Source organism: Pedobacter sp. (assembly GCF_041645105.1).
GTDB lineage: Bacteria > Bacteroidota > Bacteroidia > Sphingobacteriales > Sphingobacteriaceae > Pedobacter.
In genome coordinates this window covers 484,435-507,546 of the sequence record NZ_JBAZQQ010000004.1, presented here as the reverse complement: position 1 = coordinate 507,546, position 23,112 = coordinate 484,435, and the positions used below count along the sequence as shown (strand labels likewise).

At 38.4% G+C, this 23,112-nt stretch carries 19 protein-coding genes; 11 read left to right on the top strand and 8 right to left on the bottom strand.

Annotated elements, in window-relative coordinates; genetic code table 11:
• Window positions 1–76 precede the first annotated feature (76 nt).
• The 7 genes from WC623_RS15450 to WC623_RS15420 all read right to left on the bottom strand — a co-directional run bounded on the left by WC623_RS15450 (window position 77) and on the right by WC623_RS15420 (window position 8,149).
• Complete coding sequence (locus tag WC623_RS15450) at window positions 77–745, bottom strand: DUF6266 family protein (RefSeq protein ID WP_372852635.1); 669 nt, start codon at window positions 743–745, stop codon at window positions 77–79.
• A gap of 335 nt (window positions 746–1,080) precedes the next feature.
• Entirely contained in the window at window positions 1,081–3,270 is a 2,190-nt protein-coding gene (locus tag WC623_RS15445) for a DNA/RNA helicase domain-containing protein (protein WP_372852633.1), read from the bottom strand.
• Window positions 3,267–3,782 (bottom strand): nucleotide pyrophosphohydrolase, encoded by a 516-nt coding sequence (locus WC623_RS15440; RefSeq protein WP_372852631.1) that lies wholly within the window; start codon window positions 3,780–3,782, stop codon window positions 3,267–3,269. The genes WC623_RS15445 and WC623_RS15440 overlap by 4 nt, the downstream gene beginning before the upstream one ends.
• A 124-nt stretch (window positions 3,783–3,906) precedes the next feature.
• Window positions 3,907–4,872 carry a hypothetical protein gene (locus WC623_RS15435; protein ID WP_372852629.1) on the bottom strand — a complete coding sequence of 322 codons (966 nt, stop codon included), beginning with the start codon at window positions 4,870–4,872 and terminating at the stop codon, window positions 3,907–3,909.
• A 42-nt stretch (window positions 4,873–4,914) separates the two neighbouring features.
• The gene (locus WC623_RS15430) at window positions 4,915–5,694 is read right to left on the bottom strand and encodes a hypothetical protein (protein WP_372852627.1); all 780 of its coding nucleotides are present in this window, start codon (window positions 5,692–5,694) and stop codon (window positions 4,915–4,917) included.
• Between the two features lie 241 nt (window positions 5,695–5,935).
• The gene (locus WC623_RS15425; protein ID WP_372852625.1) at window positions 5,936–7,732 is read right to left on the bottom strand and encodes a DUF4365 domain-containing protein; all 1,797 of its coding nucleotides are present in this window, start codon (window positions 7,730–7,732) and stop codon (window positions 5,936–5,938) included.
• A gap of 87 nt (window positions 7,733–7,819) precedes the next feature.
• Entirely contained in the window at window positions 7,820–8,149 is a 330-nt protein-coding gene (locus WC623_RS15420) for a hypothetical protein (RefSeq protein WP_372852623.1), read from the bottom strand.
• A 607-nt stretch (window positions 8,150–8,756) separates the two neighbouring features.
• Between WC623_RS15420 and WC623_RS15415 the strand changes: the two genes are divergently transcribed.
• The 11 genes from WC623_RS15415 (at window position 8,757) to WC623_RS15365 (ending at window position 21,796) form a co-directional block, all read left to right on the top strand.
• Complete coding sequence (locus WC623_RS15415) at window positions 8,757–9,944, top strand: GTPase-associated system all-helical protein GASH (protein WP_372852621.1); 1,188 nt, start codon at window positions 8,757–8,759, stop codon at window positions 9,942–9,944.
• On the top strand, window positions 9,944–10,909 hold the full coding sequence (locus WC623_RS15410; protein ID WP_372852619.1) for a hypothetical protein: 966 nt from the start codon (window positions 9,944–9,946) through the stop codon (window positions 10,907–10,909). The genes WC623_RS15415 and WC623_RS15410 overlap by 1 nt, the downstream gene beginning before the upstream one ends.
• Complete coding sequence (locus tag WC623_RS15405; protein WP_372852617.1) at window positions 10,902–11,729, top strand: hypothetical protein; 828 nt, start codon at window positions 10,902–10,904, stop codon at window positions 11,727–11,729. The genes WC623_RS15410 and WC623_RS15405 overlap by 8 nt, the downstream gene beginning before the upstream one ends.
• Entirely contained in the window at window positions 11,726–14,275 is a 2,550-nt protein-coding gene (locus WC623_RS15400) for a hypothetical protein (RefSeq protein ID WP_372852615.1), read from the top strand. Before WC623_RS15405 ends, WC623_RS15400 begins: the two co-directional genes overlap by 4 nt.
• Window positions 14,276–14,278: 3 nt before the next feature.
• Window positions 14,279–15,427, top strand: a complete 1,149-nt coding sequence (locus tag WC623_RS15395) for a hypothetical protein (RefSeq protein WP_372852613.1) — start codon at window positions 14,279–14,281, stop codon at window positions 15,425–15,427.
• Window positions 15,424–16,464, top strand: a complete 1,041-nt coding sequence (locus WC623_RS15390; RefSeq protein WP_372852611.1) for a trypsin-like peptidase domain-containing protein — start codon at window positions 15,424–15,426, stop codon at window positions 16,462–16,464. The genes WC623_RS15395 and WC623_RS15390 overlap by 4 nt, the downstream gene beginning before the upstream one ends.
• A complete protein-coding gene (locus WC623_RS15385; protein WP_372852609.1) occupies window positions 16,454–17,404 on the top strand; it encodes a DNA/RNA non-specific endonuclease in 951 nt (316 codons plus the stop codon). The genes WC623_RS15390 and WC623_RS15385 overlap by 11 nt, the downstream gene beginning before the upstream one ends.
• Before the next feature lie 458 nt (window positions 17,405–17,862).
• A complete protein-coding gene (locus WC623_RS15380) occupies window positions 17,863–19,299 on the top strand; it encodes a hypothetical protein (protein ID WP_372852607.1) in 1,437 nt (478 codons plus the stop codon).
• Between the two features lie 68 nt (window positions 19,300–19,367).
• Entirely contained in the window at window positions 19,368–19,874 is a 507-nt protein-coding gene (locus WC623_RS15375) for a hypothetical protein (RefSeq protein WP_372852605.1), read from the top strand.
• A gap of 241 nt (window positions 19,875–20,115) precedes the next feature.
• Entirely contained in the window at window positions 20,116–20,676 is a 561-nt protein-coding gene (locus WC623_RS15370) for a hypothetical protein (protein WP_372852603.1), read from the top strand.
• Between the two features lie 4 nt (window positions 20,677–20,680).
• Entirely contained in the window at window positions 20,681–21,796 is a 1,116-nt protein-coding gene (locus tag WC623_RS15365) for a hypothetical protein (RefSeq protein WP_372852601.1), read from the top strand.
• A gap of 807 nt (window positions 21,797–22,603) precedes the next feature.
• Here the strand turns inward: WC623_RS15365 and WC623_RS15360 are convergent.
• On the bottom strand, window positions 22,604–22,825 hold the full coding sequence (locus WC623_RS15360; RefSeq protein WP_372852599.1) for a helix-turn-helix domain-containing protein: 222 nt from the start codon (window positions 22,823–22,825) through the stop codon (window positions 22,604–22,606).
• Window positions 22,826–23,112 lie beyond the last annotated feature (287 nt).

Genomic DNA, 23,112 nt, shown 5'->3' with positions numbered 1-23,112 from the left:
CCAGGATTTGACCGAACGAGATGTAAAGGTCATTATTGATGTTCAATAATGACCTTTACATTTATCTTTTAAACCATTATACAGATACCCTTCCTACATACACACTATCGGAGATCTTTTTACGGTCGTCGGATATAAATGCGATATAAGTTTCTATATATTCATCTTTATTAGCGTTGCTATTTGTTTTAGGAACCAGGCTAACTTTTAGCTCTTCGCTCCCTTCATTTCTACGTGCTCCGCTTAATAAATATTCTGCGGTGTTGTTGGCAGGTAGGTAAGCAAGCAGCATTACCTGATCGCGATTGAGCTTATAGCTCCATTTCGGATCTACAGTCCACGTGAACTTTAAAGTGTCGCCATCAAGCTTAACTGTAGGATTTAAGGGGACTGGTAGTTTCCCTTTGCTCACCATCACTTTACTGAAATCCATTTCATAATCTGGATACACCCCCGTTACCGCTTCTTTCAACAAGTAGGAAACTGCTCCGTTTTCGGGAATTCTTGGGGTTTTGGCCACATCAAACTGATAGCCTACATTGATAAATTCACTAATCACGGCAACAAATCTTTTGACCATCAGGAACCGTAAATTAACAGCTTGTTGTGCAATGGAGCGCTCTGCTTTTTTCTTCTTTTTTTTGGGCTTTGTCCTGACCACTGGCACGCCACGTCTTATATAAGTCACTAGATTTGAAATTTTCCCGATGATCGGTCCAAGGATACCATACTTCATGCTTGCCATATGTATAAAATATTTAATCAGGACACCATTGTCCTTAAGGCTAAGATAAGGTCAGATTGACCGTTTGCAGCCTTTAAGATTTAATTTGTTTTTATATAGCTGTTGTTATGGGTTTAAAGTGCATTTCTATTGGTCTGAGCAAAAGGATAGCAAAAGAATACCAAAAGGATAGCAAAAGAATAGCAAAAGAAAACTACAGCAGCAGGTGTAGCTCTTTTAGGAATCGACAGCATGTCTTATATAAACTTTTACTAAAACAATACGGAACTATTAAAAGAAATGGCATTAAGAATTAAAAAATGGGAATAGCCATTTGAGAGTTATGGCTCTAGTAGCTAAGCCAGCACCCCTTCAAAAACCCCAATCACCTTAAAACTGTCTAACTCATCTTCAGTTAGTTTAATATCTTCAAACTTCGGATCATATGACAATGGTTTTAACAATATTGAAGTATGGTTCCATCCCTCGTCATTAACGTTTTTAGAACTATGATATTCTTTTACGGTGTATCCAGAGCCAAATTCCATATCCTTAAATGTAGTACTCTCCGCAAGGACAATCTTCCCATTTCGGGAACCACCAGTATATTTTCGGAACAGACAAATTGAACCATTTGGAATGACCTTATTCATAGACTCCCCTATTACCCTACAGGCGAATAAATCAGAATCAGGGCTGTAACGATCCGGCAGTTTAACCCAATGATGATTGAGACCATACTGTAAATCGCTAAAATTACCGGCAGCAGCATACAGATCGTAAAAAGGTACACTATTTTCTGTCTGCGTTGCCATCACTTCCAATTTCACCTGTGGTTGCTCAACTTTAGCCTGGGGTATATGTTTCGCGAGGTAATTTCTGAGTTTAGGATCACAAACGTAAACATATGTACCTCTTATTCCACGCTGAAGTATTGTATTATAAATATTCAATATATACGATTTCAGTCTTTTAGGATCTTTGACTGTATTCTTTCCATTCTTGTCGAAATAGTTCTCTTTGTAGATTACGATTTCATCATTCAGCTCATCGTAGGAGATTTCATGCCCAAAGATGATCCCTGCATAATTCAAATCATATCCCTGCGTAGTATGGATACAACCAACCTCATCAATTGCATTCTTTGAATTGGTCCAGTCTATCGCTTTACTGTTCCACCTCAAGCTAGTATCACCAATCTGAATATCGATCAGGTATCTGTTCTTCTTTTCTTTAGTTTTCCATTCCCAGGAAAAGCCAGCGATTAGTCTTGCCAAACCAATTGCTTCATTCTTCGATTTAATTTCAGCTATCATCTGATCTAGAGAATCAAACAATAGAAACTCATAATCTTTACTCTGGTAAATCTTTCTATCTGGGGCTAAAGTACAATTAAGTAGCTTATCGATGTATGAGATATAGTCATGTCCACCCCTTACCCTAAACTGCGACTTAAGCTTCTCTACGGTGGTATATGGAGATGATTTTAGTCTGTCAAAGTCTTCCTTATTTGCATCCGAAGGTTTGATAGACTGTTTTTCATCATAAAAAAGGATACTTCTATCCGATCGCATCAGCACCCAATCCAATTCACTGCAGGTCATTTTGTTTAATCCCAGCTTCGCACATGCTTTGTCAAAATCTCTGAAGTAAGACCCCAAGTTTACACGTTGACGCAGGCGATGTGACTCATCTACCAGCACTATATCATATTGATCGTTCACCATTTCTGATGGACCGATCACCATATTCGCATTCAAGCCCTTTACATTGTTAAAAACCTTCTTTACCGTAGTCCTGAATGAGGACATTGGAATCACAAGTGCCATCTTTGGATCAGGATACTTCTCTTTCAACCTTTTCACCAGGTCAATAAATAGCTCTTCCTCATTCCCAAATTCACTGAAGTTGAAATCATGGATATCTGTCTTGAGCAATTTAAAAAGGAAAATTGCTAAAATAGTCTTCCCGGTACCTGCCCCACCTTCAACCACAATCCTTTTGGAGTAGTCATTCAGCAGGCTGTTCATTATCATCATTAGCCCAAGTTTCTGTTCTGGTGCTAAGCTTTTATAAGGGGAATATTTAAACAGGTTAGAGTTATCAATATATTGCAATGAGTGCTTGGCCAATCCCTTAGCGCGGAGATCGTTCCAAAGCAACTGAAATAATGCCCAATATTTAGCTTTTTCGTAAAACTGATGATTAGCTAATCCAACATTTACATTGAGTAATTTATAAATACCGTCTCCGGATATGTATTTAATGAGGTTTGATTCAATGTCCAGTGTCGCAGACTTATTGAACTTATCGCTGGCAACCAGATACATGGAGTTCAGCTTTTGCTTAGCATCATCTTTTAGATGAGCGGACATTCTAGTCAATGCATCTATAGTTTCACCAATGTAAGCCTCTTTACCTTGCCCATTATTTAAAATATAAACTACGGGCCAGTAGTTTTTGATGTGTTCACTCTCTATCAAATGACCTAGAAGATCCCGGTTAAATTTAAATTCAGTTACATCAAATTCGCATTCAGCATTCATAGATCTGTATACTTGGTAGCCGTACCTTTAGCTTTATCAACAGGATACTTCTCCCCGTTCCTCTTTATCTTATCCAGCACGATCTCATTGATATCCAGATCATATTTTTCTGCAAGCAATATCGCATAGGCAAACACATCAGCTAATTCTTCCCTGATCTTTTCCGGATTGGCTTCATCTGCCTTTTTCCAGAGGAATAATTCATTTAGTTCCGCAGCCTCAATAGAAAGTGCAAGTGCAAGATCCTTAGGATTGTGGAATTGTTCCCAGTCACGCTCATTTCTGAACGCAATTAATGCGTCTTGTAGTTTTTTCCAGTTTTCCATAAAGCTTCTTAAAATATGGATGAAAAATAGGGAAAAATTGAGAGGATGTGAAATAATAATGAAGTCCTTAAGGAACGGAGCATGTTTAGCCTCTCGCATTTTATCAAAAGAATTCATCCATTTTAAATACTTGGTGGCCATCACAGTAATTACCATGCTGATCATTGCACTTATAGCCCTATGCATCGTAGCCACCAAGTTATGATGAGCTGCACAAACCGCCTCTCCATACCTTTGGTATAGAGACCTCCTTAGTGGTATTCGATAAACATAAAAACCCACTCACCGCCCGATTTGATGGTGCATAAAATCAGAGCATTTGTAAATGTGCAAAGAAATCTTTCACATCAGCCTTTGTACCGCTGAATACTTTAGTTCCGTATTTTTCTGCCAAACCGGTTTGTTCTAATTCAAATTTACGTTGCTTATCGGTAAACACCAGGTCTGAAGGTAGTAACCCCGTTGAGAGCCTCATGATATCAATCTGGTCATTGACGGTTTCTTTTTTATGTTCTACTGCAATATTTGCTGTCAGACTGCACCGGATATCAAGCGGAGGGATTTGATCAAACCCCGTTTTATCCAGCAAATCCCAGAGCCTAATCGATTCCTGGTATGTCATTTTATGTTCGAGTAACAAATATTGCAACAACAAATCAGTCCATTTGATCACCTGCTCGCCATTGATGGTAACCCCCTCACTAATGAAATGCCCTTTAGCAATCAGGGATTCTAGGCGATCCAAAAAAGACCGTACCTGCAAAAACTTCGCAGCCTGATAAAGCGGCTCTATAACTGATCTGGGAAACCGTTTCTGTTTCAGCGTCTCCCTAAGCTCATTCTGATTACCTACAGTATCATCAATCTGTGATTTGAGCACTTGGTGCAAAGCCTTGTATTCCACAAATGCGCCCTCCTGGTTCAGCGTTTCCGCATGGCGAAGCAAGCCGAAAAAAACCCTCTGGCTAATAGCTTCCCCCCGTACGAGAGCGATCATATACCTGGTCGCCGCAACTGATTCTGATAAAAAAGCAAAACCATTCGAGAGTTTTCCAAACTGACGGTCAACCACAAGCGCATTGTCCTGAAGCTTGTTAGAAGATTCCAAAAGATGCTCAAATGGCACCGGACAGATTAATTTCCCCTTCCCATGTTTTTCCAGCAAAAGATCACGGATTTTGACCCAATCCTCAGAAGGCGGCTGATCAAACAAATTACTTGCAGCAAATTGATCCAGGAAGATGCAAGCCACCTCATTTCCAAAATATCCTTTCATACCTGTTATTAAATCGCTATAGGCATACCTCTTTGGTCCTCATTAACTCTCCCTGATGTAATCAATAAAATGTTTCCCAAAGGTGGTTATCTTCATGTGGAGGTATTGAACATGACCGATAGCACCTATTCCTCCATCAATCATTAAGGCCCTGCTCGCAAGAATTTGCTTCAAATACAGAAAATCATCTTCTGCTAATCCGTAAAAGTCAGCCCTCCTATACTTTCCCAGCGTTTTCTGTACCTCCTGAATTCTTTGCAATTCAGGCCGGTACATTTCAAGTTCAGCCTCATATTTAGCGGAATCATTAGCCACACCTAAGTCTTTTAATTCAAGCTCTTTTTTAAGCAAATTTTCTGCTTTTCTCACCAACCCCTCTTGTGTTTTCTCCAGTTGATCCAGCCTGTTAAATTCCTGATCACAGAGGTAATGGTATTTCAGTACGGTGATGGAGGACTCCGTGAGCACTGAGACTAGTTCAAGGAAAGTATCCGTATGATCAAGTTGCCGCTGAGGCTCTTGCAGGTAACCAACCAAAATATCCCTGAAACGTTTATGTTTTTCCTTCGATCCGGTGTGAGCCACCCTTAAAATGATGGATTCAAAAAGATCACTGAATTCTACCCTGTTCAGTCCGCTAAAATCTACATTCCGATGCTCGGAGAAATATTCAGCAAGCAAGGCACTAAATTCATTTAAGCGATCCTGCTTAATGCGGCTTCTGTAGTCATAAAATATTTCATTTAGTGGTTGCCCTGCAAATGGAATGGCGGCAAACACTGATTTTATTACCGATTCCTGAGCACTGTTTAAATTGATCATGAGACTAAATTACCAAAATCTTTCGCTTAACTTAAATCCTATTCGTTCTTGATGTAACTATTAGTCTTCAAATGTATTATCATTTCAGTAATTGCCTATCGTTCAACAAGATTTGACTGATGGGTTTGCAAAGGGAGGTTTTAAATCGCAGCCTGATCGCTTTCCATTCTTCTTAACGGTAACAATCGCAATCTATAAAAGCCCAAAGAACTGACCAGCTGACGACCAAGCCAGGTTGAGCCTAATTCTTTAGTGCCGGGAACTCAAATTTCATCAACTCATTAATCGACCACTCAACACGCTTAACATCAGCCAAACATTTTGCCTGCGAAAAATCCAAACATCCAAGATCAATGTTTGAATTAGCAACAAACTCATAATACTTACTAAACCTGGACTCCATCTCCCGATAAAACTTCCAGTGATCCGTTATACCCATTGCCAAATCCTGGTAATCTGCCCCGTTAGATTGCTGCAAATTCCTGTCATCAATCAATACCTTTATCCGGCTCAGCGTTTCCTGGGCAAGCTGATCCTGCCCGCTATAGTCCTCAATCTCATACTTCAGGCAAAGGACATCAACCTGTATAGCCGCATTTGCCGTGTCACCACACTGTTCACAAACACCCTCCAGGCGCCTAGCCCTTTCCATTAGTTCCGCCACGGCTAGCTTTTCAGCAGGTCCTGCACTCATCATAGTCCTGGAATTCCAGTGGTCAAAAAACTGCTTGATATATGCGGTCTTATAGATCCAAGACAAATGACTCTTGGTAATAGCGGTCAATACCGGAACATCCATCGTTTTCAGCGCTTCAGCATAAACCTGTCGAAGCCTTCCAAAATAACTTTCCTCATACTCATCCCAAACCTGGTACAATTCATCCTTCAGGTGACCAGCACCCAGACTAAACAAAGAGAAGAGGTTATCCCGGAACTCAGTAGTCAACACGACCAATTCAATATGCAACACTTTCGCATACACCATCACCCTGGAACCCGAGGCGTCCGGATTTGTGGCAAGGAAATTACTTATCGTCCCATATAACTTTTCTACACTCTCAGTGCATGGCCGCTTATTCGCATAAAATTCCTGACATGCTTTTTCTAATTCCAAAAAAGAACCAATACGCTCTCCTTCCAATAATGCCATCCGCTGCTGCTGAAAAACTTCCCTATCTATCATCCCCAGCAGATGTTTTGCCTGTAACAGCACATGGATCAGTGTCGAGCGGTGTTCAGGCGCAAAAAGACTGGCACTACGGTTGGCTTTTTTCAAATACTCCAATGCCCTGAGCATTTCCCCTTTAAAGTAATAAGCCATCCCGCAAACATAATTGTACATCGGTGAAGCCTCTTCCCCGCCCAGATAAGTTCTACGCTCCAGCTCAATGATCTGCTGAAAATTTCGGTCATTCAGCATATGAAGACCCCTGTGCTCAATCATATATATATTTTGCCCGGCACTATACACATCGTTGTTTTCATCAATCGTGATCCCAGAACCAAAAGCCTCTTTACCATTTGCTTTCCGCTGGGTACTCACTTTCCAAAACAGATCACCGGCTTTCAGCGTCTCTTTGTAGATTTCAGCAATGGCATCCGCATCCAACTTTCGGCTAAAATTGTGACTGAATTTAGTAGGATTCTGCTTCCCCTGGTATTTCTCATACATCGCCTCCCAAACCTCCTCCACATTCGCCACATAGAACTCCCCGGTATTATGATCATAAAGCACATAGTAAGCTGGCATTCCATAATGCAATAGGTAAAGAATATTGGTGCAGGCCAAACCATAAGCCATTGATCCGTCCTTTTTAACCTTACTGGTTTGCGTGGCTTTCAATTGCACTGCAAAATGAAAATTGAGGAAATGGCCGTCTTTTTTAATCTCTACAAACACATCAACACCTTTATCCCTCACCGATACGTCTCGCACTTCGAATAAAGCAGTATCCAGCAATAAACTAAATTTTCGTCTGCAAGTAGTTTCCAGTTCCTCATTTGGATTGGTTTTCGGTAAAGATGAGCGGTTACCCATAATCAGTTCGTTTGGTTAGCCTCAAACTTAAAAAAATAACTACAATCCAAACACATATTTTGTGCTGCAACCGATGGCAATAAACATCTATGGCTCGTTCAGAAATATCGGGGTGTCACAATTGGTAAGCGCCCAGTCCGTCCAGAACTTGAGCCACCTCAGACGTTCGAAGTGGAAATCTTCCTCCATAAGGGAATCTGGTGCCTTGATCGAAAAGACAAAAGGATACTCTTCCACGTAAGCAGAGCATGCTGCATGGATCACTTCCTGATGTGCCTTGGTAAACGGAGATACCCCATCCGCACTGTTCAATAGCCCTATTTCCTTTTCAAAGAAGAAATTATAAAGCCCAACGGCCTCTGCAAAGATCTCCCAGGTGGAATAGAAAGGGTTTCTGACATTGGTATGGTCGGTCAATCTCCAAAAATCGAGTTTCGAGGTTTTTGATGTGCCGTCGCCGAGTTTCGAGGCAGGGGCTGAAATCCTTTTGTATCACAAACGTACATTTCACTCCGCCAAAAAAACAGGCGGCATATCCCCTTCCCACCAGTACACTGCTGATTTAAATTGAGTGATATGTTGAGTGAATTAAATCCCCGGGTTCAGGCAGGAGCTGCGCCTTGAAATGGGCTGACTCGTGGGCAGGCCTTCCAGAATATGTTCCAGGTTCAGGGGAAGAAATCCACGGATCCTGGATCGGATCTTTTTACTCGGATCTATAACGATCCTCTTGATCTTAGGGTAATGTTTGCCGTTAAACTCACGGCTCTCGTGTTGTGTTGTTGTTCATGGCTCAATGTTTTATTTGAACCAAAGTTGGGTAGGGATGAAAAGGATTTATGGGGAGTGAATTGGGGAGTTGTTGCATTTAGCTTGATTCAGATGCTGCCATCTTAAAAAATAGATAAGATATTAATCAGTAACTCACATTAAGCAAAAACCATAAACTTGAACTTCTTAAGTCTTTTTTTATTGGATAAATTTTAACACTTTTGAGAACACTCAACTAACCAAACTAAATTGTATGCTCCGAGAATTTGTAAATGAAGGTGTTTTAATATTAGCTGACGATTCGCATTTTGATAAACTTAAAAAAACGTCAGGCGAGCTTGTAAAAAAGCTAAAAAACAAAAATAAAATATTGTCCTATACCATGACCGCTCTTGACAGTCAGGTTTCAATTGAAAACCCCGAAATAATAGAAGTTAAGGAACTTATAACAAAAAACTGGACAACCTTTCTTAGCAATGTAAAAGATACCCCTTTAGCCTATATAAGAGCTGTAATGCTGGACGCCTTAAGTGATCTAGCGAAAGACATAATTAACGCGACCATTATATGGAATGCCGGGAGAGACGCAATTAAATATAAAGTTCTTGTAGATAAAGAAAAGAATATTCTTAGAAAATTTTTATTAGAATTAGGAGAACGGGTCGAACAGGAAGCAATACTGCGATGGTCTTTTAAAGACATAGAACTCTCCGAGGCATATGCAAAAAATCAAACATACCTTCCAATTGATAAAGCAAAAATAGAAGCTCATCTGAAAGCCGCCGCTGGAACGGCCGATTATGACGGGGAAAATCCTGTAAGCACGGCAAGTACCGATTCATGGCATAATTTTTTCTCAAAACGTGCCGGCACCGGAATAGCCGACGAAGTTACTGCTGCTCTAAAATTTCTAGCTAACAAAAGTACGGCGAAAGACAATGCGATTGTGGAATATGTCACATCTTTGCAGGCTCAATTGAAAAATCAGGCCTTAAAATCAGAATTGTTATGGTGGAAAGAAAGCGGGTATTCATCAACCGTGAAAAAGGGTTATGAACAAATAGAAGAATGCCCCCTTCAGATTCTTTTAGCAAGTGATTTTGCAAACTTGTTGCCGGAAATATGCCCTGCTAGCGCTGATTTTTTTCTCATCAGAACCATGAAAACAATTTGCGCAGATCGTGAAGTAACATTTGGAGAATTCTTAGATGAAATCACTAGCTCATCAAATTTATGTCAGCAATTCTTAGTACAGTCAAGTGGAGAGGAAAACACCTCTACTTTGTTAGGTTTTGTTCGAGGCTTATTATGGGGTCAGCTGAAAAAAGAAGAGTTCAAAAAAATAGTTGGGCCCGATTTAGATACTAAAGTTAAACTAAGTTATATATGCAATTGGTTGTTCCATGGCTATCAAATCTCTAAACTAATTGCGATTAAATAATGGCTACAGGAAAATGCTCAAATCCAGATTGTGTCGCTCCTATCAGCTGTCATTTAGGAAAAGATGATTATAAAAATTGTCCTTCATGGGCGATTAACAACCAATCAAAAGTGGTTGAAGTCTCCAAAAAGACAAAATCGACAAAAAAAAATCAATTGACTTGGACCGGAAAGCCTATGATGGTTGACGAGCTACCCCTTGTCGGACCGCGGAATATGCCAGTGATTATAGGAGTAATCGGGAAAGCGGATGCTGGCAAAACCACGTACCTAGCCATGTTGTTTACCTTACTGTTACAGGGAAAATCAATTCCTAATTATAAATTTGCTGGTTCAAAAACAATTTTGGGATGGGACGAACTGTATCATACTCTGAAAGTATACAATAGCCAGGTAGAGTTCCCAGAACCAACTCCTTTATCTTATAACCGATTACATCATATCGCGCTTAGAGGTGACAAGAAAAGACTTGTTGATTTATTTTTTTCAGATGCCTCTGGTGAGGTTTTTAGTCGTTGGTCACAAAATAGAAATGACACGAATGCTGACAATGCCAGATGGATTTATCAAAACTCCCAAGCCTTCATGCTTTTTGTGGATTGTGATGATTTGGTTAAACGAAAAAATCAGGCAAAGACAGAAATAATCGATATAGCAGAAATGCTCAGACATGATCTCAGAAATAGACCCGTTATAACCTTATGGTCGAAGGCAGACAAAAAGAGTGACATCCATCCGTTAATAATTTCATCATTAAGCCAGGAACTATCAGAAATGTTTCCTGTATTTAGTGAAATTGACATTAGCAACTTTTCAATGGACGATCCTGACGATCTTGTTCACAGCAATAACATCAAGGTTGTGGATTGGTTACTAAACCAAATTTTCCAGCCAACTGGACAAATCTTAAAGATAAAAAACATAAAGAATTCCGACCCATTTTTCAACTATAAGGACGATGAATAAATCTCTGCTTTTAATTGGAAAGCCTCATGCATCGAAAACGGTTTTTCTGTCGCAATTTTATTCGCGCCTACGCAAGAATAAAAGCAAACTTTCTCTCTATAAACCTGTTGAAGATTTATCGCCAATTGCAGCGGTTAGAGACGCACTGTCTAACGGTGAACAACCTGAGACAACACCGCCAGAAAGAAATGTGAAGTTCAATATACCAATTCGAAGAGGGAATGAACATATTGACTTTCTCTGTCCTGAATACGGTGGAGAGCAGGTAAATCAAATAATTGAAAATCGAGAAGTTAACGCAGAATGGGAAAGCGCCATTAAAAACAGTTATCATTGGATTTTATTTATACGAATAGGTAGTGTCAGCAAATCTTTAGACATTTCTGAGGTAACGGTGGAAGAAAAAACAATCGCCGCCCCACCAGATCAAGAAAGACCAAAACATGTACTTTCAGAACAATCCTCCTATATCGAGCTCTTGCAAATTTTACTTCATTACAAAAACCATGATTACCATTTGCTAAACCGGGCTGTCACTTTGACCGTTGCTCTTACATGTTGGGATGAGTTGGAAACGAAAGAACTTCCTGGCAAACTCTTACAAGAAAGAATGCCTCTTGTAAAGTCATTTTTAGAATCAAACTGGGATAAATCAAAATTGAACATTGTCGGATTATCTGCACAGGGATTCTCATTACAAGATCGGGAAAACCAGGAGAAGTATCAAATAGAGGGTCCTGAAAAATTCGGCTACCTTATTTTTGCGGATGGACAAGACACCGACGATATTACTGAATTGATCGATATTGCACTGCAGTGAAAATACAAGTATATCAAGCCCTATGCGGCGAGAATCCGAAGAAGGCTTATGATTTGCTAAAAACAAATTTTCCTGATAAGGATATTGCGAAAAATCTTGCATTTAAAACAGGTCTTCAGGATAATGTCCAGGGCACTAAATGGGATCCTCAAATAAGAGGCTTTTTCGAGGGAGAATATTTTCTGTTGATGAAAACTTTCCCAGATAGATCTTCTGATGTACGACCTGGAAGAGTGTTTTCTCATACTCTTATACTTCCAGCTGACCAAATATGCGAATGTGTGTCACTGAATGCATTTTTTTCTATTCTTCCACAGGAGATGGATAAAAATAGCGTACTTGAAAATATTAGCGTTGATTGTAGTATATCTAACGAAACACTGACGGACACTAATTTTAAAGGCAGATTTAACAAAGTTATTCATGGATTAGTTAATCACCACAAATATAAGAATACAATCATTTGGGTCGGTCAGAAAGATATGTCAAATGCCACCAATGAATTATGGAAACTATTGACACCTTCCGAACGCAAAACGTTCAACTTCGGCATTTATTTCGATGCTGAAAATATATCGGGTGATAAGCTAAATCTGATCACGGTCCCAGAATCAATTCACAGTAAATTCTTGAGCAAGGAATTTCTTTTGATTAATAAAAACGAAAACTATCTACCAAGCGGACTAGCTGAAGAAATTTTAGCTGGGAATATCAATGCGAAAAACAGACTGGAGATCTTCAGAAAAGAACTTAATCTTTCTGATTTGACTAGATCAGAGTTGGATTTAATTGCAGTGGTACTTCCTACAATGGAAAATTTGAATTCTATCACAGACATTAAAAAAGTAAATACCCTTGGCCAAATCATAGCATTGCATGCACCGAACCCACAAACGGGAAAGAACTTCAAAAATAAACTGATCGATAGGCTCGTTACATTAATTGAAAATTCAAACAGCAGTGATTTAACCGTTCTTAGAAACTTTAAATTAGAGTGCTTTCTTTCTGCAAATGAAAAGATGGGAAAGGCAGTTCAGTCATGGGTTAACAAATACATACTAAACACAAAAAAAGCTGACCTTAATGAATCACTCGGTATAATTAATCTGTTAAATACGGATAAAAAGAGCTGGATTTCTATTAACATTTCAAAAAAAATAGGTGAATCTTTAGGGATTCTGGACTCGGAAAAGGCCAAATTAATTTGGAGGTGGCTTTTATTTGATCCAAGTTATTTCGACACAGTTCAGCAGTTTGTTTCACAAACATCCGCAAATGAGACGATCTTAATTGCAACAAAACCAAAAAAAATTGATAAATCAAACGTAGAGTGTGCAATAAACGCTGCAAATAAAAAACGGTGGTTTAGGCTTAACGCGCATCTTTTATTAAGTATACATTTACCGGAAAAAGCGTTGGAAATGCAACTTTCCGTCGATAAAGATCCAGAATCGATGGAAGGACTGCTAATTATCGCGAAAAAAGTAGAGCAGTCAAAACTGGTGGCCATAGCCATTAAAATTAGTGACCCACGGATTTTAAAGATTCTTTCAATGCTACACGGAACGTCTGCATTGGTTTTGGATAATTTAGATTTAAGCGACCCTTCTGCACAAAAACTCATTATTCTATTCGGAGAAGATCATGGAAATTCCAATTGGCTTAAAAATGGAAAACGCTCGAAAAAGGCGGTGAAGAACATTTTCGATTGTTTAATCAGCGGAACCCAAGTAGAATTAAGGCTGCTGGAAGACATAGCTGAATCGGAATTTTCTGACGTTCTTGACTATGATCAGAGAAACGCGCTTTGGGAAAAGTTACCTGGAATTATCCGAAGTAAAATTCTAGAAAGTACCTCGACAAAGCTACTTGGTAAGCTTGCAAAGGATCCTGCTACGAAGGTGCCAGACGACAAGATTCTCTCAGAATTCATCCTTTCAAATGGTATCTCTGGTTTTCTATATTACAATAACGATAAACTAAAAAATACGCTTCCAATTTTTAACCGATACAAAAACATTCCAGACCATTATCTCACAGATTATTTAAGAAATTATCGCGGAGACCTGAACTCGTTAGATGCTAAACAATTGGGGAAACTGATTTACAACAGAAGTAACAGAGATGCGGCTCATCTCATTTATCAAAAGAGTAGCCGAGATAATAACTGGCGGTTCGCACTAGTAGAATGTCATTCAATCTTAGATAGATGGACTAGGTTTAAAATTGCTGGAAAAGGGATCATTAAAGGAGTTAAGATTCCTTCGGATGATTGGTGGACTCCTCTAGGAGAGTTCATAGTTGAGTATTATTCCAATAGAAATGCCTTGGTGACAGTTTGGCGTAAAGCTGGGGGGCAAGAATCAGATTTATTAATGGATGGTTCCGCTTTAGATGCTTGGAACAATGCATTGTCTAAGCTTCGCCACGGTGCTTTGAAAAAGCCAAAAATGAAAGATCTGCTTTCGGAAATTAACAAAGACTACGGTCATATTGAAGATTTTCGCTTATTGTATGATCTACGCCATTCATTCATTAAGAAATAACATATGGATTCAAAAACAAGCAAGGCCACTAGGATTCTCGAAACTTTAGAAAGCTATAGTATTTCTGGAGATCAAAGCTGGGTATCAGAAGAAATAAGTCCTGATCATCAACTATTTTTCGAGGATGAGAGGTTGTTTTGGAATCAAATTCTAGCAACACCCGATGCCTTCTGGAATCAACAAGTGAATCTGCGCAATTTTACACTTTCGGAGTCAATTGCTCGGATACCTGGGCTCTATTGGAATGAAGGTTCTTCCGCGTTGCGGTTGCGAAGTGAAAATGAACTCATATTTAAAAACGATGCACGGATAGAATACCAACCTTCCGGAAAATCAAAAATAGTTCTCGGGGGCATAGGAACAATGAAACTCCCAAGAGCCGCAGATGGCGCTGCATTATTTTGCGTAACGTCAAGTTGCAATGCTTCTATGGGAATTCCTATCGCAATTACAGGTTCAATTATAGATGACCTTAAGCTTAAAGAAGGTGACTTGCTAAACATCAATAATGCAAAATGGATTAGATATACCCGAGAATGGTCCCGTAGTTTTCCAACCACAAAAGGTATTCCAAGGGGATTTTTACAAATTGATAGCCACAAAATGATTTCAGTAATCAGGACTGGACATTCAGTAATTAGTCATCCGTTTAGTGTAATGGAATATGAAACTGAAAATAATTTTCTTTATGATTTTGTATTCTGTTCCGCATTAAACAATGTGGGTCGAAACGTTAGATCATATGTGGAAAGGTTCTTTGAACACTATCGCAAAGATAAAGACAGAAATGGCAGGTATTTAATTAACACCGATCTAGTTGATCCCCTTTTTGATGCATATTATTTCGCTCCTTCGGAAATGAATAACCCACTCGAAAAGGCAAAACTTGATTTACTATACAAAAGAGTTTCAAGCGTACCGATTGCTGGCATCACATTAGATCTGTTGTTGGAACGTTTACCCATGTTCTATAACACCTCACAGGCGATACAAACATTAGCAACAAAGTTAGGAATACCCAGATCGCATCTAGTGGAAGGGAATGCCGCATCAATGTCCTCCTATTTGATTAACTACTGTATCGATAGGGAAAAAATAGACAGGTTGATTAAATACATTACCTTAGATTACAAAGAAATTTTCGAGAAATGAGTTGGAGCAAAAAACTAACCCAATTGAATGACGTTCTCGCGTATCTTGCTCCTAGTCAGCAAAGTGTACAACGATACGCCACTCATGCAGGAATAAAGATTCAAAAAATCACTTTTAGTGGTAACGCTGAAGACATGTGGAACAGTACGCTCGATGAGGCCAACAAAATGAATCTTGTCGATGAGCTTGTTAAACAGGTCCTAAAAGACTATGAGGGTAATCCGTATTTAATTGCCGCTCTTAATGAGGAGGAAATTGACTACTCCTTAAGTCCCGAAATTGACAAAAATTCAGGATGGAAACCTGTGTCAAAACAGACACTCGAAGTACTCACCTTTGCAGCAAGCAGTCTGCTACCTATTAATTTTCTGGAGCAAGGTGTGATAAAAAGCAGGTCTGTTGCGAAAGTTGAAATTCAGCGGGGAGCTAGAACAGATGTTGGTACGGGTTTTTTATTTAGGATCGATGGCATAGACCGCCTGTTTTTTATGACCAATTATCACGTTTTAAATAACAGAGATCATTGTTCAAGTGCCAGAGTTATTTTTGATTTTGAAATGGATATATACGGGGAAACCAAGAAATCAAAGAGTTTTCAAATAGACTCAACAGGTCCTTGGCTTACTTCCCCTGTACACGATAAAGATGTCGCTGTATTTTGTTTAATCGATGACACAGCTCTTTCGGTATATGGATTCTTAAAACTGGAACCTGTTGAGGTAGATAAAAATGACTTCGTTAATATCATTCAACATCCTGGTGGTGGAATGAAACAAATATCGCTTTACCACAATATCGTAACTCATTCCGACACACGAGTAATTCAATACCTAACAGACACCTTAAAAGGATCTTCTGGGTCACCAGTTTTCAATTCAAGGTGGCAAGTTGCTGCGTTACATCACAGCGGCGGTAATAGGAAACCCGGTGAGAGTGACCTACCTGACGGTATAAAATCCAGAAATGAAGGGATACACATAAATGGCATAATAGAATTTGTAAGAGCGGAATATATGAAAATAACAAATGAAAGTTGACACTGCCAGCCAAGGATATAATCCTAACTTCTTGTTAGACAATTGTTCAGGAAACGAAGCTGTTCCTCTCCCCACTTTAGATGCCGGCCAATTGTTGGATCTGCTTGTTGTACAAGACAAAGACAATGGAATTCTGGATTACATGAATTATAGTGTCGCAATGTCCAAGTCACATAAACTTGCCTTTTTTAGCGCTTCAAATATCGACGGACTAAACTTCCAAAACGCACCAAGAAAAGACAGGTGGAGAAAAGATGTACGAGTTGGAAAATATCAGTGGGGTATGGAATTTTATGGAGATAAAGAAGCCAAGTTTGATCGCGGCCATATGACAAAACGTGAGGACGTCCAATGGGGGACAACACAACATGTAGCGATGCTCGCTGCCGAATCGACATTTTATTATCCCAATGCAGTCCCGCAACACAAAGACCTGAATAGGAGCCTTTGGAAAAGATTGGAAAATTATATACTCAATTCAGAAACGAAAAAAAACTCGTTGCGTATCTGTGTATTCAGTGGCCCAGTCCTCGCTGAACGTAATCCCTATTTTATTAAAGCAATTAAAGGCCAATCAGTGCAAATACCGGTATTATTCTGGAAGGTGATCGTCTACCCAAAAAGCGACGGAACACTTCACCGGGTTGGATTTATCATGAGTCAAAATAGCCTATTAATAGCTAATGGATTGATAGAGGAATTAGAAATAGCCACTGACGACGATGACCTTTTTTTGAGATTCGATAGTGCTGATACCTATCAAGTTAACATTCAGCTGATAGAATCGATGACAGGGCTAACATTCCCCAAAGCTATTGATGCTTATAGAGATCACCGAGACACAAAACTTATTCTAAAAGAAGTAGATATTGATCCTGATTTAGAAAGTTCTTCACTTGAACAGGAATTGGGATATTCGATTGAAAATATTTTACTGTAGCAAACAAACCTTGATCAATCAAATAATTGAAAAAATGCAATATTGTACCTACTTAATTCATTTTTCTATGTAGATAGGTTCTTTCTCATACATTCTGTTACAGGATAATTTACAAAATAAAAATCTGTCAAATATACAATAGGATTAAGCCATAAATACGTTAGTCCTCATTTTTCTTGTTCTTATAGATTTTTCTAATGACACTAAAAATACCCTCTAAGTGTTGCAATGGACTCCCTTCTTCCCCGGATCTTGGATCTGACTTTTTACTCAAATATGTGACAATCCTTTTGATCTTAGGGGAATGTTTGCAGTTAAACTCTAGGCTCTCGTGTTCTGTTATGGTGTTGTTCATGGCTCAATGGTTTTATGAGCCAAGGTCGGGAAGGGAGTAAATATCTTTATGGAGAGTTGTTAGTAATTATATATAACTTTAACTATTCATTAAATTAACACTCATGGAGAAACCAACTGACAATGAAATCTTACGCCAGGCTATTGAAGTGTTTATCGTCCAACACTTTGATACAATAGATCTTGCTGGAAGCATACGTGAAGAAAAAAAAGAAAATGTTAACTATTACAGTATCGATTTAAATGAGCATGATTGGGATCAGAACGTCGAAAATCTAAATTCTGAGCTTAGTAAGTACTTAAGTGCATGGGTGCGTAAAAATCACAGCGTATTTGAAAATTACGTTTCACTGGCAGATATTACCGTCGACTACCTGTTGCCTGAAAAGGACGGTTCGATTCAAAATAAGGCTAAAAGTATTCGCCTATTTTATTTACCATCATACTATTATGAAACAACCTTTAATACAGGCGAACATAAGCCCAGATCAAAAATATTTTTGTGGTGGCTGAACACCTGGAATACACTGATAAATAGGTACATAATAATTTCAGCACTCTTTGTTAGTGTATTAACCATATGTACTCTTTTATACCTTAAGAAATTTCCGCATGAGGTTACCAGTTTAGGAAAAGTATTTGAATTTACAAACATTGCTAGCGGCGTGATTGCTTCATTTATTTTGGGATATATCGTTACAAAAGTGACGGCAATTAGACAGGAAAAAATCCAGCGGGCACCAGAAATATTGAAGCTTTCAAATCAACTCACTTATTTTAGAAAGGTTTGTTTTAATTTTTTGAGAGATCATAATTACTGGAACACGACAAATCCAAATATTGCTAGCTTCAAACATGGAAAATCGATTAAAAATTTAATTTCATATGAAGACTTCAATTATCCTTCTTATAACGATCCGGTAAAATATGCAAAATATAAATCATTGATCAACGATCACATGTCTTTTCCTATAGTAAATCTAGTACTTCAAATGTATATGTTTTCAGACGAAGATTATTTTAATTCAAAGTTGACCTACACAGAATATCCAGGCAACTACATTTATTCGTTCGAAGAAATGGAGAAGTTCATAATGATGAACGATGCGAATCATATTTGGTACTGTTGCGAAGAAGGCGCCTATTTTCCTGAGACATTTCCCGTAGGGCACTATTCCATTGAAATACTTAAGGACTTAAAGAGAATAAATAAAGTGTATAAATCTAAATTTCTTACTAAAAAGCTATTATCCAAAGTAAGTTTGGACTTTCAATATGAAATTCTACCCAGACTCTTTCACCTTATAAAACAAAACGAAGCACCGTTGCCTCCGATCATAAGCTATTTCAAGGTTACTACAAGTCTAATTCTCACCTTTGGAATTATTGTACCATCGATTTTTTATGTTTTTTTTTCCAATAAGGGTATCGCATTTTTTTGCTCTTATATTGTTATCGGGGTGATTGTTCATATTTTGCTAAGTTTGGGTGCCTTATTAAAAGATGAAAACACCCTTGATCGGGAAAACGACTATTTGTAAAAACGACCATGATCTTTGATATACTGAATAAGCTTTAGAACTATAAATTACGATTCAACTTAAATGCAATGAATGCAGAAAAACTAAAAAAGTACATTCATCCTGATGCTAATCCAAACCTAAACCGTTTTCAAACCGCTGCATGGTACTTGTGCGTCAGCTTTCCATTTTTTATTTTCATTGTCAGTGCAGGCATTGCGCTATTAATATATTTCGCCGGTAGCGAGAATAAGAGCATAAATCTCAGCAATATTGGATTTGCAATGTTAATCGCTCTTTCATCCGTCTGTTTTTCTTATTTTAAAGTATTACAACCTGAAAATTATGTAAAACTTCATCTTGACGTTCAAAAGGCTGGTGAACTGTTTCTGACATCCGCCATCGCTTTTATTATGTCATCCGCATTAAAATATGCCTGGACCATTATGGATTCGGATGGTTTTTTATCAGACTGGTTTGGATTTTTGATTCGAACATCTTTTAAGCTTACCTTTTTTACTGCCGAGGTAATCTGCATAGTTGGTTTAGCCAAATTAATAGATGTCTTACATATCAGAATAACGACATCACGTTAGACATCGTTGATCGTACTTTGTTTCTGAAGAATGTTGAAAAGCAGGAAAAGCTGTTCCTTACAGAACACTTTGAAATTAAAGAAGACATAAAGGAGATCGTACATGCTGAAATAGAAAGGATAAGACATGACCCGGTATTAGAACATCTCGTCATCAGAAAAAAATGGCACTATGGTCAATCTCTTACCAAAGAATAAAAAGTAAGCGTATATTGGTATAGACCACACCGTAAAACCAACAAATGCCTAGTAAAAAAAGCATAGCCATCGCTACATTAAAACAGCATCTGATTGAACTAAACTTAATCAGTAACATTCTGGAAGGAAATACATGGAAAGCATCGCTGAAGGATACACTGACTCTTTATCTCGGCGAAAACTCCTCTCTAACCAATAGGCTCGATAATATTTTCCTCACAAGAACGGTGGACAATCATTCCCGGGATTATGCTTATACAGAGCATGTTTTTGAAGAATCAAAAAAGGAAAATTTCAAAGTCCTTATTCAAAAAACTATCGGTTATGTCGAATCCAACGGCGTGTATCAAGATCCATCTCGAAAAAACTTTTTAAGCAATTTAACCATTATAGGTCTATGGAGTTGTCTTATAACAATAGCGGGAGGTCTGTTAACTATCGGGATCTTCTTAGGGAATTTGCAAAAAGAACGTGAGATCCTGGAAAGTGAAACTCAGCGCAGAACTTCTGAACAGAAACATGAAGCCTCCCTGAAAGAGCAAAAAGAGCTGAAAACTGAGATCGAAACGTTGCGGAAAAATCAGTTAACCACCATCAAAAAGTGATCACATGTCTGCTAAGATAAAACAGGCGATTGCCAAATGTATGATCAAAATAGAAAATGACACTTTTGATGAGGATACCATTCGCACCTTACTGATCGTTTCCAGAGAGCATATTGAAGGTAACGGCCTAATCAGAGAGCTGGCTCATTTTATTGCCCACAACGATAGAAATCAAGGGATGTTTCATAAAAAAGTGAATGCCAGATACACTAAGTTCAAACTTTTTGAACAGCAGAGCGACCGGGCTAATTTTACGGAGATCGCCAAGACTTTCAAGACTGAAGATGAATACAGCGACTATATGCTTAGTGCAGTGTCCATACAGAAGATTAATTCCAAGTTATTTCATATTCTGTATTCTGACGGTCTGGATGACTTGCCGGAAGAACATTTAAAGCAATATACCGGATTCACCAAAGCAGAAGCGACAGAACTGCTCCAGCGACACTATATCAAAAAAAATGGGTTCCATTACCTGACAACTCGCAGAACAGAGTATTTAATTAATGAAGTTAAAAAACTGGGGGACCATACGCAGGAAAAAGAGGCCGAACTTGAAGAGAGTTTACGCACAGTAAAAGAGCTGGCTGATAAAATTGAAAGGAGGATCGACGGTGTTCAAAAAGTAATCCGGGGAGCCATCCATTATACCGCAGTCTTTGAAACTGACACTTTTAAAAATGAAATTGAAACCGCGATCAGGCAAGTCTTGAGCAAGTTCGAAATTGATGATAAATACCTGCTTCAGGTCAACAAGAATAGCGATGACATCCTGCTGTGTGTGATGACCTTGTTGCATGACAGCACCTTTACTTTTTACGACAAGGAGGAATCAAGAAATTACCTTGGGTTTTATCTGGATCACAACAGTAAGGATGATAAGCAAATGTGCCGAGAGGAAGCGGTTTATCATTATGGTTACATTGCTTTATATATTTCAGGAATGAACAAAATGAGCTATCCCCTTTTTGTATCAGACTTGCCCGTAAAACGGTATCTTTCTTACGAGGCATACAAATGCAAACCAGCTATCTCAAACTTTTCCGAATCGGGATGGATCACCGCCGGAAGAGTCGGAAATAATCTGCAACTAATTAACGATACAATTGATGAAACTTGAATTTAAAGCCGGTAAAAACAAATGAAAAAAGATATAAAATTATTCAACGCGACGAAATCCCAAATCTCCCCAGCTTTCTTTTACAATCGGCACAAGATCTTCCACAGTTTTGCATAATGGGGTATTCAGTATGTCCAGGAAGAAGTTTTGCCAAATCACCTATCAGATTTTTTGCGGAATCTATGTTCTTGAACGCCGATTCGTTTAACGACAAACCAATTATCGTCTTATCATTATCATCGTGATTTAGTAATTCATCTTTGACATGAATGATATTATTTCGCAGCATCTCGAACTCCTTAAAAACACTCCAGTAATTAAAGGTATTAGGTTGTAACCCTTCCAAAATATCGGATAAAATGCGAAAATTCGTAACTTTAAAACAGTAAGATGAAAAAGTCAAAAATCGGTGAAGTACAGATCGTAGCAGCGATCAAAGAGCATGAAGCAGGTAAATCAGCAGCAGATATCTGCCGTAGCCTAGATGTTCATTAGGCTACCTTCTACGATTGGAAGAAGAAATACTCAGAAATGGATAATCAGGAACTTCGTCGGCTTAAGGAGCTGGAGTAGGAAAACCGTAGGTTAAAACACCTGTATGTGGAGTTAGCTTTAGATAATAAGATCCTTTTTGTGAATGAACAACGAGCCCTGATAAAAGGAAGAGAACACTATAAAGATATTTCATAAACAAATCAAAGCCTTATCAGCTCATTCCTCAAAAAAAGATATGCTGATTTTTCTTGTCGGCTAAAATCAAAACCTGTATGAAGAAACTTCCCAAATTAGATGGCAACTAGTGCCACATTACTCTTCCTCCTTTGTTAACATTTCGATTACTGACACATTTAATGCATCACATATTTCAAATAATGTAGAAATCATATAGTCCACACGGGCATTCTCAATCTTACTTATTTTAGCACGATCTACTGTTTTACATTTAGCAGCAAGATCATCTTGGCTAAGCCCGTTACTTTTTCTTATCCTTCTTAGATTGTAGCCTATGATTTGATAATTATTGCTCATACAGCATAATACAAAAGGAGTCAAAAACAAAACGTGTCAATATTACCACATTGTAAAAAAGAATGATTAAATTTACAGTAATGATTGCAATCAACTAAGTAATAAGATGTGGAATAACTAAAACGTAAAAAAAGACATGAATACCTTGTAGGTATTTTGGATAATTTCACGAGCCTCGTCAACAGAAACTAGCACTTTTTGAACCAAAACGAGCAATAGGAAATGAACCCATACCCGCTATTGCGTATATTTGCGCAATCTTAGGGGTTGGGTTCCTATTGGATATT

Excerpts from the sequence above, each read along its gene's own strand:
- WC623_RS15395 (WP_372852613.1), top strand. The coding sequence starts at position 14,279 with ATGGATTCAAAAACAAGCAAGGCCACTAGGATTCTCGAAACTTTAGAA.
- WC623_RS15385 (WP_372852609.1), top strand. The coding sequence starts at position 16,454 with ATGAAAGTTGACACTGCCAGCCAAGGATATAATCCTAACTTCTTGTTA.
- WC623_RS15430 (WP_372852627.1), bottom strand. The coding sequence starts at position 5,694 with ATGATCAATTTAAACAGTGCTCAGGAATCGGTAATAAAATCAGTGTTT.
- WC623_RS15390 (WP_372852611.1), top strand. The coding sequence starts at position 15,424 with ATGAGTTGGAGCAAAAAACTAACCCAATTGAATGACGTTCTCGCGTAT.
- WC623_RS15415 (WP_372852621.1), top strand. The coding sequence starts at position 8,757 with ATGCTCCGAGAATTTGTAAATGAAGGTGTTTTAATATTAGCTGACGAT.
- WC623_RS15365 (WP_372852601.1), top strand. The coding sequence starts at position 20,681 with ATGTCTGCTAAGATAAAACAGGCGATTGCCAAATGTATGATCAAAATA.
- WC623_RS15445 (WP_372852633.1), bottom strand. The coding sequence starts at position 3,270 with ATGAATGCTGAATGCGAATTTGATGTAACTGAATTTAAATTTAACCGG.
- WC623_RS15410 (WP_372852619.1), top strand. The coding sequence starts at position 9,944 with ATGGCTACAGGAAAATGCTCAAATCCAGATTGTGTCGCTCCTATCAGC.
- WC623_RS15425 (WP_372852625.1), bottom strand. The coding sequence starts at position 7,732 with ATGGGTAACCGCTCATCTTTACCGAAAACCAATCCAAATGAGGAACTG.
- WC623_RS15405 (WP_372852617.1), top strand. The coding sequence starts at position 10,902 with ATGAATAAATCTCTGCTTTTAATTGGAAAGCCTCATGCATCGAAAACG.
- WC623_RS15360 (WP_372852599.1), bottom strand. The coding sequence starts at position 22,825 with ATGAGCAATAATTATCAAATCATAGGCTACAATCTAAGAAGGATAAGA.
- WC623_RS15380 (WP_372852607.1), top strand. The coding sequence starts at position 17,863 with ATGGAGAAACCAACTGACAATGAAATCTTACGCCAGGCTATTGAAGTG.
- WC623_RS15370 (WP_372852603.1), top strand. The coding sequence starts at position 20,116 with ATGCCTAGTAAAAAAAGCATAGCCATCGCTACATTAAAACAGCATCTG.
- WC623_RS15375 (WP_372852605.1), top strand. The coding sequence starts at position 19,368 with ATGAATGCAGAAAAACTAAAAAAGTACATTCATCCTGATGCTAATCCA.
- WC623_RS15450 (WP_372852635.1), bottom strand. The coding sequence starts at position 745 with ATGGCAAGCATGAAGTATGGTATCCTTGGACCGATCATCGGGAAAATT.
- WC623_RS15435 (WP_372852629.1), bottom strand. The coding sequence starts at position 4,872 with ATGAAAGGATATTTTGGAAATGAGGTGGCTTGCATCTTCCTGGATCAA.
- WC623_RS15440 (WP_372852631.1), bottom strand. The coding sequence starts at position 3,782 with ATGCATAGGGCTATAAGTGCAATGATCAGCATGGTAATTACTGTGATG.